At 71.0% G+C, this 12,124-nt stretch carries 10 protein-coding genes; 6 read left to right on the forward strand and 4 right to left on the reverse strand.

What is annotated here, in order from left to right; all coding sequences use genetic code 11:
• Positions 1–119: 119 nt before the first annotated feature.
• The 3 genes from AB0M39_RS26455 to AB0M39_RS26465 all read right to left on the reverse strand — a co-directional run bounded on the left by AB0M39_RS26455 (position 120) and on the right by AB0M39_RS26465 (position 2,708).
• Positions 120–1,328 (reverse strand): cytochrome P450, encoded by a 1,209-nt coding sequence (locus AB0M39_RS26455; protein WP_365368389.1) that lies wholly within the window; start codon positions 1,326–1,328, stop codon positions 120–122.
• Positions 1,318–2,067, reverse strand: a complete 750-nt coding sequence (locus AB0M39_RS26460) for a tRNA-dependent cyclodipeptide synthase (RefSeq protein ID WP_365368390.1) — start codon at positions 2,065–2,067, stop codon at positions 1,318–1,320. The genes AB0M39_RS26455 and AB0M39_RS26460 overlap by 11 nt, the downstream gene beginning before the upstream one ends.
• Before the next feature lie 329 nt (positions 2,068–2,396).
• Entirely contained in the window at positions 2,397–2,708 is a 312-nt protein-coding gene (locus AB0M39_RS26465; protein WP_365368391.1) for a hypothetical protein, read from the reverse strand.
• On the opposite strand from AB0M39_RS26465, the gene AB0M39_RS26470 reads away from it, so the two are divergent.
• The 4 genes from AB0M39_RS26470 (at position 2,707) to AB0M39_RS26485 (ending at position 7,172) form a co-directional block, all read left to right on the forward strand.
• Positions 2,707–3,294, forward strand: a complete 588-nt coding sequence (locus AB0M39_RS26470; RefSeq protein ID WP_365368392.1) for a dihydrofolate reductase family protein — start codon at positions 2,707–2,709, stop codon at positions 3,292–3,294. The two genes, AB0M39_RS26465 and AB0M39_RS26470, sit on opposite strands and share 2 nt — an antisense overlap.
• Positions 3,295–3,298: 4 nt before the next feature.
• Entirely contained in the window at positions 3,299–4,222 is a 924-nt protein-coding gene (locus AB0M39_RS26475; RefSeq protein ID WP_365368393.1) for a hypothetical protein, read from the forward strand.
• An 815-nt stretch (positions 4,223–5,037) separates the two neighbouring features.
• Complete coding sequence (locus AB0M39_RS26480) at positions 5,038–5,631, forward strand: carbonic anhydrase (RefSeq protein ID WP_365368394.1); 594 nt, start codon at positions 5,038–5,040, stop codon at positions 5,629–5,631.
• 83 nt (positions 5,632–5,714) lie between these two features.
• A complete protein-coding gene (locus tag AB0M39_RS26485; RefSeq protein ID WP_365368430.1) occupies positions 5,715–7,172 on the forward strand; it encodes a SulP family inorganic anion transporter in 1,458 nt (485 codons plus the stop codon).
• Positions 7,173–7,287: 115 nt separating this feature from the next.
• Here the strand turns inward: AB0M39_RS26485 and AB0M39_RS26490 are convergent, their stop codons facing one another.
• Positions 7,288–8,559 carry an alpha/beta hydrolase gene (locus tag AB0M39_RS26490; protein WP_365368395.1) on the reverse strand — a complete coding sequence of 424 codons (1,272 nt, stop codon included), beginning with the start codon at positions 8,557–8,559 and terminating at the stop codon, positions 7,288–7,290.
• 304 nt (positions 8,560–8,863) lie between these two features.
• Between AB0M39_RS26490 and AB0M39_RS26495 the strand changes: the two genes are divergently transcribed.
• Both AB0M39_RS26495 and AB0M39_RS26500 read left to right on the forward strand, forming a co-directional pair.
• Entirely contained in the window at positions 8,864–9,922 is a 1,059-nt protein-coding gene (locus tag AB0M39_RS26495; protein ID WP_365368396.1) for a helix-turn-helix domain-containing protein, read from the forward strand.
• Positions 9,923–10,293: 371 nt separating this feature from the next.
• A complete protein-coding gene (locus AB0M39_RS26500) occupies positions 10,294–12,093 on the forward strand; it encodes a S8 family serine peptidase (protein ID WP_365368397.1) in 1,800 nt (599 codons plus the stop codon).
• The last annotated feature ends 31 nt before the right edge of the window (positions 12,094–12,124 follow it).

The raw sequence follows: 12,124 nt of genomic DNA on the forward strand, positions 1-12,124 counted from the left end.
GCGCCCGCCCCGATGTCCGGCGCGGGCCCGTGACCCGTGCGATGGTGGGGCTGGCGCCGCGGGGGCCGCCCGTCGCGGGGGGCGACGACGGGCCCCGCCGCACGCGGCGACTGGGTGGGCTACCACATGACCGGCAGCCGCTCGGGCAGGCGCTTCATGAACCGGGTCCGCCACACGAGCTGTTCGACGGGGACGGCGAGCCGAAGATCCGGCACGCGGTCGAGCAGTGTCTCCACCGCGATCTCCGCGTGCTTCTTGCCCAGCGCGGTCGCGGGGCAGTAGTGCTGGCCGCCACCGAAGGACAGATGGGCCGTGCTGTTCTCGCGGTCGAGGTCCATCCGGTGCGGATCGGCGAACACGTCGGGGTCGAAGTTCGCGCCTTCGACGAGAACCAGGACCAACTCGCCCTTCTTCACCAGGGTGTCCCCCAGGGCGACGTCTTCGAGGGCCAGCCGCGGCAGACCGTCGCCGATCGACAGGTTGATCCGCAGCAGCTCGTCGACGGCCGCCGGGATCTTGCTCCGGTCCGCGAGCAGTTCCTCCCGTGCCTCGGGGCGCTGGACGAGGGCGAGGACGGCCATGGTGAGGAAGGCCGACGTGGAGATCACCCCCGCGCCGAACATCGTCACACCGACCGTGGCGAGCATCTCGTCCGTGAGGTGGGCGTACTGCGGATCCTCGCGCAGCGCGGCCAGTTCGGCCATCAGCCCTGTGGTGGCGGGGTCGTCCAGGCGCTCCACCATGTAGGCCATGTCGCGGTCCCAGTTGAGCTTCGCCCCGGTGACCGGGCAGGCGGAGTTCATGAACGCGATGTCCAGACTCTGGGCCAGGCGGGGGGCGTCCTCGAAGGGGATGCCGAGGAGGCGGCAGTGCAGAGCCTCGGAGTACGGATTGGCGAACTGCGTCCGCAGGTCCGCCGGCGCGCCCTTGGCCGTCAGCGCGTCGACCAGCTCGGCGGCTGACGACCGCATCCACTCCACCCGGCCGTCGGTCTTCGGATTGAGGGCCTTGAGCACGGCCTTGCGCAGCCCGGCGCCGGTGATGTTGCCCATGTTGTTGACGACCTCGGGCGGGATCGTCAGCGCGTACTGCCTCGGCGCGCCGGGAGCGGAGGTCTCCTTCAGGCTGAACCTCTCGTCTTCCAGGACCTGCTTGCACAGGGCGTAGGAGGACACCAGCCATGCCTCGTCGCCGGCGATCGTGCGGACCCGCTTGACGGCCTCCGCGCGCAGCTCGTCGATCTCGTTCGGCAGTCGGTCGCCGCGCCAGGAGAACGGGAAGTCGACCAGCGGCTTGGCGGGCGAGTCGAGCAGCGTCTCAACGGACATCGGCTTCTCCTTGTGCGGGGGTGACGATGGCATGCCCCTGGTTCCGGGAGGCGCGCAGTCCCGCGCCTCGCGAGTAGAGGAGCTCGGCCATCGGCAGGAGCTGGTGGTAGCAGTTGAGCGAGGAGGGGACCCCCACGATGGCGGGGGTGTCCAGGAACAGCGGGGCCTCGGCGCGGATGTACTTCAGGCACACCTCGCGCTGCCGCGCTGTACTGGCCTTCCCGTCCAGGACCTTGGAGGAGAGGAAGGAGTCCACGAGCGCGTCGCAGGTCGCCCGGAACTCCGCGTCCGCCTCCAGGAGCGACCCGATGTGCTCATGGATCCGCTGGTACGCGGGGTTGTCCAGGAAGTGGGACATGGGGTGGGCTCGGAGCCTTCCGCCCGTGGGCCCGAACGCCTCGACGGCGTTGGTCACTTTGGCCCGTACGCCGCGCAGATTCTTCACGGCCTTGCGTCGGGCGTCGTCTTCGGCGTATCCGAACGCCTCGTACATCTCGGCCACATGGAGATCGGTGTACACGATGTCCACTCGGTCGAAGCGCTCGATTCCCCAATGGGCGAGATCGTTGATGCGCTGCGCAGAGAAGTAGCTGTTTCCGGGAGAGACCCCGATCACGGCATGGTCGCCCTCGTCGGAGATCACCTGGCAGTGCGGGGTGTAGGGCTGAACGGTGAATATCTGGGCCGCTGTGGTAAGCGGAGTGAAAGGCCGGCTTTCGAAGACGGTCTCAGTCGTCAACGTGAGTTCGTCCTTCGCGTCGCTAGTCCCAGAGGAGCCTTGTGCTCCTGGTGTGGCGACGACGCCGTGAAGTTAGCGTTCGACCACGGAGAGTGTCAACGTCGGTCCACGATGAGTCGATCATATGGAATACGAAGCTCCTGTTTCCACGCCGTCACGCCGTCACCAACCGTTCACGGACGCGATGTTCACCTTTCACGCGGCAGTCTGACGCACCACTGGCGGCCAGCGGGCAGCGAAGCAGCCGACGAGCGTCGCCGGGACCGGGCCGGAGCCGTACGGTCTCGACTGACCAGCTTCCTTCTACACATGCGTAGACGCCGGTCTGCTCACGCCCGCCTCCTGGAGACCGAGGGGATCAGGACAGCGCACGGAGTCGGCGCGGCAGTGTGGGATCGCAACGACAGATTCGCGATGCCGTCGAGGCGCCCGCCCGAATCCGGGGAGAACGACGGCGAGAGCTGCGGCGCCGCGCGGACACCCGACGGCTCGGACGCGTTCGACGCCTGATCGGGCAGCGGCCGGACAGCGGCGAGCGCCCCGCGGCGCGCCGGGGCCTTTCGTCGCGCGAATAGGGACTGCATGAGCGACACAATCAATGCGTCGCGATTCATGGGAACGCCGAGAGGAGAGGTCAGCATGGGAAGAATCGTCGTCACCGAATTCGTCTCGCTCGACGGAGTCATGGAGGCGCCGGGCGGAGGAGAGGACTTCAGACACGGCGGCTGGAGTTTCGAGATCGACAGAGGAGAGGAGGGAAATCAGTTCAAGCTCGACGAGACGACGGCCTCGGACGCGCTGCTGCTCGGGCGGAGCACGTACGACGGATTCGCCGCCGCCTGGCCCTCGCGTGAGGGCGATTTCGCCGACAGGCTCAACAGCATTCCGAAATACGTTTTCTCCTCCACGCTCGAGGATCCCGAGTGGAACAACTCCACCGTGATCAGCGGCGATGTGGAGGAGGAGGTCGCGAGCCTCAAGAGGGCGCAGGACGGGAACATCGTCGTGCACGGCAGCGCCCAGCTGGTCCAGGCGCTCCTGGAGCACGATCTGGTCGACGAGCTGCGGCTGATGGTCTTCCCCGTCGTCCTCGGGGCCGGAAAGCGCCTCTTCGGCGCCACGACCGACAAGAAGCGGCTGCGGCTGACGGAGTGCCGGACCGTCGGCGACGGTGTGACCATCCTCGTCTTCGAGCGGGCGGCCGCCGACGCCTCGAAGCCGGTCTGAGCCCGTGGACCTGGAGACCGTCGCCGATGAGCTGTACGCACTGGCCCCGGGCGACTTCACAGCGGCGAGATCCGAGCACGCGGCCGCGGCCCGCGAGGCGGGCGAGGGCGAGCTGGCCCGGCAGATCCAGGCGCTGCGCCGCCCGACGCTCGCCGCCTGGGCCAGCAATCTGCTCGTGCGTCAGAAGCCGGATCAGGTCGAGATGCTGATCGGTCTCGGCGAGGGCCTGCGCCAGGCGCACCGCGCACTCGACGGCGAGCAGCTGCGCGAGCTCAGCCGCCAGCAGCACGCCGTGATCGGCGCGCTGGCCCGGCAGACGAGGCAGCTCGCGGCGGACGCCGGCCACCCGGTCAGCGACGCCGTTCTGCACGAGGTCGAGAACACCCTGCACGCGGTGCTGGCCGACCCGGAGGCGGCGCAGGAGTGGGCGGCGGGCCGGCTGGTCAGGCCGCTCAGCCCGCCCGTCGGCTTCACCGCCGCCGCCCCGGACGCCGTCCCGCCCAAGCCTGCGAGCCCCAAGGCCGCCGCCCGTCCGGCCGGCGCCGAGGCGACGAAGAAGGCCGAGAAGACCGCGAAGGCGACGGACGAGGCGACGAGGCAGGCGCGCAAGGAACAGCGCGCACGGCTCGCCGAGGCCAGGAAGGACGCCAAGGCGGCCGAGCGGCGGGCGACGTCCCTGCACAAGGAGCTGACCCAGGCCGAGACCGAGCAGGAGCGAGCCGAGAAGCTGCTCCAGGCGGCCGAGAAGGAGACCGCCGAGCTGGCCGAGCAGCTCATGCGGGCCGAGGCGCGCCAGAGAGCCGCCCGTGACGGCGCGGCGGAGGCGCGCGAGCGCGCGAAGGAGGCCGGCGCCGCGGCCCGTGCGGCGCGCCGCCAGGCGCAGGACGCGACGGCGCGGGCAGAGCGCCTGGCAGCCGACGACGAGTGAGGCGCGCGCCTGTCGGCGCGACGGACGTCGGCCTGCGAAGCGCGCAGGCCGTTGCTCGACGCGGCCGCGCCGTGGCGCGGGCGGCTCGCGAAGGGGGCGTCCGGATCGTCCGCCCAGGTCCAACTTCCGTGCGAGTCGCGGCAGTTGCACACCCTCGTGACCAGGCACGGAGCAGTGTCGCGGCTCACACCCCGCCGGATCGCCGAAACGATTCAGCGCCTCACCTGCAGTAACTTCGAGTAGCACTCACTTTCGGGACATGTCAAGTAGCGCGACGCTCACAAATGTTTAACGAATCACTGACTTTCCGGCCTCCCTGATGCAACAGTGACTGCTGAGGCTGGACTTACTTTCCAGTCAGACGAACGACTGGGCTCTGCAAGCAGGGAGGGACCGTGACACGGCGTACCGCAGCGGCATCTCACCCGCTCGCCTCGCCGTGCACGACGTCGCTCCCGGTCTGCTCGCTTCCCGACGCGGCCCAATCCGCCGCCGGAAGAGCCGAGCCGACCGTCGCCGTATCGTCCTGGGACCACCCCCACTCCCTCGACGAGACGTCCCCTTCCCAGAGAAGAGGCGCGGCGTCCCCCTCCCGAAGAAGAAGCGAGCCGAGCAGTCCGCCGGCCGGACCGTCACACGCTGGTCCCACTGGTCGCGCCGGTCGGCCTCCCGCGGCACGGCCAGCCGTGCCACGGGCGTCCCGCCTCTGAAGGATCCGTCGACTCCGCACGGCTCCCCCACCGTCCAGCACCTGCGATCCGACACATGACGACCACCACCGCGTGCTCAGCGCACGATGGAGGAAACACACCCCCATGCACACGCTCTTGAAGAATGCCCGTGCCTTCAAGCACCGGGCCGCCGCCCGCGCCGACGAATTCGGCCGGCTCTCGGACGGACAGTCCCCTCAAGCGCTGTTCATCACCTGCTCCGACTCCCGGGTGATCCCTTCCCTGATCACCGGAGCCCGCCCCGGCGAGCTCTTCGAGCTCCGCACGGCGGGCAGCATCATCCCCGAGCACTCCCCCGACCGGCATTCCAGCGAGGCGGCCACCGTCGAGTACGCCGTCGAGGTGCTCAACGTCGCCGACATCGTCGTCTGCGGCCACTCCCACTGCGGCGCAGTCGGCGCGATGGTGCGCCGCGAGGACCTCTCCTCCGTCCCCGCGGTCCGGGGCTGGCTGGAGAGCGCGTCGCCCCCGCCGCTCGTCACCAGCCCGTCCTCGCCCGCCATCGCCGAGGCCGTACAGCACCATGTGGTGAGGCAGCTCGAACGGCTGCGGAACTACCCGTGCGTCGCACGCCGAGCCGCCGAGGGACGGCTGAGCCTGCACGGCTGGTTCTACGAGATAGACACCGGCGCCGTGCTCGCCCGTCAGCCGCACGACGACGCGTTCCTTCCGCTGTGAAGCCCGCCGACACCCGCGAGCGCGGGAATCGCGGACGACATAGGACCGGCGCGCAGCGTCCGCAACGGCCCTCGGCCGCGACGCTGAGAGCCGACCTCACCGCGTCCGTCGTCGTCTTCCTCGTCGCCGTGCCCCTGTGCGTCGGCGTGGCCGTCGCCTCGGGCGTCCCGGCGGAGCTCGGACTGGTCACCGGCATCGTCGGCGGGCTGGTCACCGGGCTGCTGCCGGGCAGCAGCCTCCAGGTCAGCGGGCCGGCCGCCGGGCTCACCGTCCTCGTCCTCGAAGCCGTCAACGAATTCGGCCTCCCCGCGCTGGGCGTCTTCGTCCTGATCGCGGGCGTGCTCCAGCTGGCCATGGGCGCGCTGCGGCTGGGCCGCTGGTTCCGGGCGATCTCGATCGCCGTGGTGGAGGGGATGCTGGCCGGCATCGGCCTCGTACTGATCGCCGGTCAGCTCTACGCCATGGCCGACGCGAAGGCGCCCGGCTCCGGCCCCGCCAACTTCGCCGGCCTGCCCGGGATGTTCAGCCGGACGTTCGGCTCCACGGATGCGCTGATCGCCTTCGCGCTCGGCGCGGTCACCGTGGCGATCATGGCGCTGTGGAGGCATCTGCCGGCGAAGGTCCGGGTGGTGCCCGCGCCGCTGGCCGCGGTGGCGCTGACGACCGCCGTCGTGGCGCTGTTCGCCCTGCCCGTCAAGCGGGTCGAGGTGCAGGGGCTGCTGGACTCGATCCGGCTGCCGTCGACGGACGGACTCGTCCAGATCGCCGAGGCCGGGCTGGTCGGGGCGGTCGGCACCGTCGTCGCCATCACTCTCATCGCGTCGGCGGAGAGTCTGTTCAGCGCCGCCGCCGTCGACCGGCTGCACACCGGGCCCGGCACCGACTACGACAAGGAGCTGATGGCCCAGGGCGCGGGCAACACCGTCTGCGGCGTCCTCGGAGCTCTGCCGATGACCGCCGTGATCGTGCGCAGCGCCGCCAACGTCCAGGCCGGCGCCCAGACCAAGGCGTCACGGGTGCTGCACGGCTTCTGGCTGCTGCTGTTCGCGGCGCTCCTGCCGGCCGCTCTCGGCCTCATTCCGGTCGCCTCGCTCGCGGGCATCCTCGTCTTCTCGGGCTGGAAGCTCATTCCGCTCAAGGCGCTCGGGCCGCTGTGGCGGGAGCACCGCGGCGAGGCGGTGATCCTGGTGGCCACGGCCGTCGCGATCGTCGCGACCAATATGTTCGAGGGCGTGGTGGCGGGGCTGCTCCTCGCCGTCGCCAAGACGGCATGGGAGACCTCCCACGTCCAGGTGGACGTCCACGAGGACGCGGACCGGAGCGACGCCCTGCGGGTGGTCGTCTCGGGCAACGCGACCTTCCTGCGGCTCCCCCGGATCCTGGACGCGCTCGAGAAACTGCCGAAGGACCGGCACATCGATCTCGACCTGGCCGGTCTGCGCCATCTCGACCACGCGTGCAGCACCGCGCTGACCAACTGGGCGGACCGGCACAACAACAAGGAGGAGGGAACCACCCGGGTGCTGATGCCCGCCGCCTGACGCGACCCGGATCGGCCCGGTCCGGCCGACGCCCCGACGGGGGGTGTCGTACGGACCGGGCCGCGACGGTCGTGCGCTCGGCGCAGTGGCAGGTGCTCAGCGCACGGACAGATGCTCAGCGCACGGGCAGGTGCTCGGCGAAGAAGGAGAGCACGCGCCTGCGCACCAGGGGCGTCGACTGCGCCGGGGCGATCGGCCCGACGAGCTGGACGCGGCCGTCGGCGGTCATCAGGCCGGCGTCCTGCAACTGGGGCGCGATGGCCGCGTAGTCGGTGAACACGTAGTGCATGGCGTCGTCGATCTGCCGCCACCGGGTGCATCCGCGCGGGTGGGCGAGCATCGCCGACCAGGAGCGGTCGAACCGCTCGTCGCGGAAGCCGTCCGTACCCAGCAGGAGCAGCGGCCGGTCCACACCGTCGCGGGCGACCGGAAACAGCTCGCCCGGCCGACCTGGCGACGGCGCCGGGTAGTCCAGATACCCCTCGAGGTTGACCGCCGCGTCGATCCGGCGGTCTTCGTACATCGCCTGGGCCACGGCCGTGCCGCCGGCCGAGTGGCCGTAGGCGCCCACCCGCCGCAAATCCAGCGCACGTTCCAGGTCCTTGGGCAGCGTGCGTCCACCGGCGTCCGGATTCCCTCCGGCGGCCAGCGTCTTCAGCTGGTCCAGCACGAAGCGCAGGTCCGCGAGCCGAGTGTCGACCATCTTGCGGAACTGCTGTGCCTCCTGGCCCGGCTCCGGGCGCAGCTCGATTGCCCGCACCCTGCCGTCGGGGAACTCGACCTCGGTGGCGTCGCCGGGGTGGTCGACGGCCACCACCGCATAGCCACGGCTCGCGAGCTCCTCGGCGAGCCCCGTGCCGAGGGTGCGCGGCTCGCCGCCGCCCGGGCTGTACAGCAGCACCGGCCGCCGGACGGGCTGCGCGGGAGCGCCGGTGTATGAATGCGTGCTCGTCGCCGCCCAGTTCACACCGCTCTTCGGCAACTCCTGGTGCACATACAGGGGTACGAACTCGCCGAACGCCTTCGCCGCGCCCGCGGTCATCTGCGTAGCCACGGGGTAGCCGCGCACCGCACGGGCCGGATAGAACACCGTGACCATCAACTCCCGTACGGGGATGGCGCTGTCCCACGGGTCGCGCCGCGAGTCGTCGACCAGATGCAGGGTGGTGTGTCCGACCGGGTGCGGGCCGGTCGGCGCGGGCAGCGTCGGTGTGAAGCCGGCCGCTTTCCGTGCAGCCGCCTTCCGTGCGGCCGTTTTCCGTGCGCCCGCGGGCCGGACGTGCGCGGGCTCGGCGTGTGCGGGCCCGGCGTGTGCGACGGCGGCCCCGCCCGCGACCAGCGTCGCGCCGGCCAGCGCTGCCGACCTGGCGAAAGTCCGCCGGCTCACTCCGGCCGCTCCGCCCTCGTGCCCGGAGGGTGTGTCCCGACCCGGCTCGGGCCCATCAGCGCGGCCCGTGCGCCCACCGTCGTCGAGCTGACTGCGATCCATGGCATTCCCCTTTGTGCTGTGTCCCGTGCTCTGCTGTGTCACGTGCTCTGCTGCGAGCTCTGTGACGTCGGCCCTTGCGCCGTCCGGCGGCCCCCTGGATGAATGGCCGGGGGCATGACCTGCATGCTCGTGTGCGGTGGGGAGTACGGGCGATGGTTTAGGCCCTGCCCTAAACGATGGCGCAGCGCCGGCGGGGAGAGCAGTGATCCGGATTCATCTCACGGCCGCCGACTTCGCGGGGGTGCGGTTCGCCGCGCGGCCGGCGCCGTTGCAGGAGCTCAACTCGGCGTTCCTGATGCTGTTCCGCCCCGACGAGGAGCTGCTCTTCGGCAATTGGCGACGGCGGCTGCTCACATCCCTGCCCGCCGCCGTCGAGCCGCTGGGCGATCTGGTCCCCGCGCTGGAGGCCCCCGCCTTCCTCGACGTGTTCAGCGACTCGCTCCACGAGGGACTGGACACCGTCCGGGCGACGCCTGCCGATGTGGTCCGCTCCGAGCTCGAGCGCGTGAACGCCCGGCGGAGGTCCCCCGCGCCGCTGTGGATCCGCGATCTGCACCGGGGCGACGCGAGCGCCTGGCAGGTGCTGCGCCGGGCGCAGCAGGCGGCCTTCGAAGCGGTCCTGCGCCCGGTGTGGCCCGTGGTGCAGGACCTGCACCGGGCCGAGTTCGCCCGCCACGCGCTGACCGTGGCCGAGCACGGCGTCGGCGCCGCGCTCACCGAGCTGGTCCCCGGCAGCCGGCTGCACGAGGGCGTCTGGGAGCTCGACGCGCCCGTGGAGCAGGACGTCAGACTGGGCGGTCGCGGCCTGGTGCTGGTGCCGACCTTCCACTGGACGGGCCATCCCGTCGTCGCGGACGTCCCCGACGGCCCGCTGTTCCTGACCTGCGCGGCCGGTCCCGGCCTGCCGCTCTCGCTCGCCGGGGCAGGGGACGCCGAGAGCGCGCTGGCCGGGGTGCTCGGGCAGACCCGGTTCGACGCCCTGCTGCTCCTCACACAGGAGCACACGACGAGCGATCTCGCCCGGCGGCTGCGCGTCAGCAACGCCACCGCGTCGACGCACGCGGCCGCGCTGCGCGGCGCGGGCCTCGTCAGCACGGTCCGCGCCGGAAAGTCGGTGCTGCACCGGCGGACCGCGCTGGGGAGCCTGCTGGTCCAGGGACGCCGGGCGGGGGTGCGAACCGGGCCCGCCGGTGGCGCCGCGCCGGTCGTGCGTCAGCCGACCGGGGACAGCGGCGGCCGCACGACCAGGGCACTGGGCTGACACACGACCGGAGTGCTCGGCCGGCGCTCGGCCACGGTCCTCGACAGCTCCGGCGGCCCTGCTGCTGGGGCTTGGGCAGTAGCGAGAACGCCGTGGCGCCGCCCGGCGGCCGCCGCCTGGTGTCTGCGTCGCTCGCGTCTGTGTCGCTCGCGTCTGCCTCGCGGAGCCCGTACACCTTGCCGCGACACCCCCCGACAAGGGGCAATCCAGCCTTCTTCGGACCCTCCCCAGGGCTGACACCCAGCCAGATGAACTGCCTTACACGCCAAGGCACTTCCCTTCGCGGGTGATCGTCTGACATCTTGCGTTCACCCCACACACCACGTGGCTCGACTGGTGCTGTCAGCGCCATCGAGCCTTCGGAGGACGCATTGATCTCCTTCATATCGAGCCGGCTCAGACGCTCGGCCGTCACAGCCGCCGCTCTCGGCGCGGCCATCGCGTTCGCAACCCCCTCAGGGATCGCCAACGCCGCCGTGACCTCAGGTTCTTCGGGCTCCGCGAGCACAGCGAGCTCGGCGTCCACGGCCGCCTGGGCCGCCGGCACCCGTTCCTATCTGGTCATCACCGCGCCGGGCGACACCTCGGCCGTACGGACCGCGGTGACGAACAACGGCGGCACGGTGTTCGCGCACTACGACGCGATCGGCGTGGTCGTGGCGCACTCGGCGTCGACGGCCTTCGCCGGCGCCATGCGGGGCGTCAGCGGCGTCCAGCAGGTCGGCGCGACCCGGACGTCGGACGTCCCGGCCGACGCGTACGACCCGGCGCTGCCGGCGAACCCCTCGCAGAGCCCGACCACGCTGACCGAGTCCAACCGCTGGGACATGACCCAGATCAAGGCGGACAAGGCGTGGGCGGTGACCACCGGCTCTGCCGCGGTCAAGGTCGGCGTGCTCGACACCGGCGTGGACGACCAGCACCAAGACCTCGCGCCCAACTTCAACGCGGCCGACTCCGTCTCCTGCGCCTACGGCAAGGCCGACACCCGAGCCGGCGCGTGGCGGGACGTGGGCACGCACGGCACGCATGTCGCGGGCACGATCGCGGCCGCCAAGAACGGCAAGGGCGTCATCGGCGTCGCCCCGAGCGTGAAGATATCGTCCGTCCGCATAGCCGAGCCGGACACCAGCATGTTCTTCGCGGAGAACACGATATGCGGCTTCATGTGGTCCGGTGACCATGGCTTCAAGGTGACCAACAACAGCTACTACACCGACCCGTGGATGTTCAACTGCCCGGACGACGCCGACCAGGCCGCCATCATCGAGGGCGTCAAGCGCGCCCAGGCGTACGCCGAGGGCAAGGGCTCCCTCCAGGTCGCCGCCGCCGGCAACTCCGACTACGACCTGGCGAACAAGACGACCGACTCCTCGAGCCCCAATGACTCGACCCCGGTCACCCGCAGGATCACCAACGCCTGCATCGACATCCCGACCGAGCTGCCGGGCGTGGTGACCGTGGCCGCCATGGGCAACGGCAACGTCAAGGCGTCGTACTCCAACCTCGGCAAGGACGTCATCGACATCGCGGCCCCGGGCGGCGACGGCGCCTTTGGGGTGTACTCGACGCTTCCGGGCGGCAAGTACGGCAACATGAACGGCACGTCGATGGCCTCGCCGCACGTCGCGGGCGTGGCCGCGCTGCTCGCCAGCGTCAACCCGTCGTACACGCCGGCGGACATCCGGGACCGGCTGGGCGTCCAGGCCGCCGACACCGCCTGCCCGTCCGACAGCCGCTGCACCGGCACGACGGCGAAGAACTCCTTCTTCGGCGAAGGCCAGGCAGACGCGCTCAAGGCGGTCGGCGGCAGCACCCCGCCGCCCGGCAAGTACTTCGAGACGCTCGCCGACACGGCCATCGTCGACAACGCCACCGTCGACAGCCCCCTCGCGGTCTCGGGCGTCAGCGGCAACGCGCCCGCCGCGCTCAAGGTCGGTGTGGACGTCAAGCACACCTACCGCGGCGACCTCGTCGTCTCGCTGGTCGCCCCCGACGGCACGGTGTACCTGCTGGAGGACTTCGCGAACGGCGACAGCGCGGACAACGTGAGCAAGACGTACACCGTCGACGCCTCCTCTGAGACCGCGGCAGGCACCTGGAAGCTGCGCGTACGCGACATCGCCACGCAGGACGTCGGCAAGATCGACGCCTGGAACCTCACCTTCTAGCGTCACGCCCTCCGGCGGGCGCCTTCCACAG

This window comes from Streptomyces sp. NPDC051907 (assembly GCF_040681075.1).
Taxonomy (GTDB): Bacteria; Actinomycetota; Actinomycetes; order Streptomycetales; family Streptomycetaceae; genus Streptomyces.

What these genes read in the sequence shown, in the direction of transcription:
- AB0M39_RS26455 (WP_365368389.1), bottom strand. Translation starts at nt 1,328, where the DNA reads ATGTCCGTTGAGACGCTGCTCGACTCGCCCGCCAAGCCGCTGGTCGAC.
- AB0M39_RS26470 (WP_365368392.1), top strand. Translation starts at nt 2,707, where the DNA reads ATGGGAAGAATCGTCGTCACCGAATTCGTCTCGCTCGACGGAGTCATG.
- AB0M39_RS26465 (WP_365368391.1), bottom strand. Translation starts at nt 2,708, where the DNA reads ATGCTGACCTCTCCTCTCGGCGTTCCCATGAATCGCGACGCATTGATT.
- AB0M39_RS26480 (WP_365368394.1), top strand. Translation starts at nt 5,038, where the DNA reads ATGCACACGCTCTTGAAGAATGCCCGTGCCTTCAAGCACCGGGCCGCC.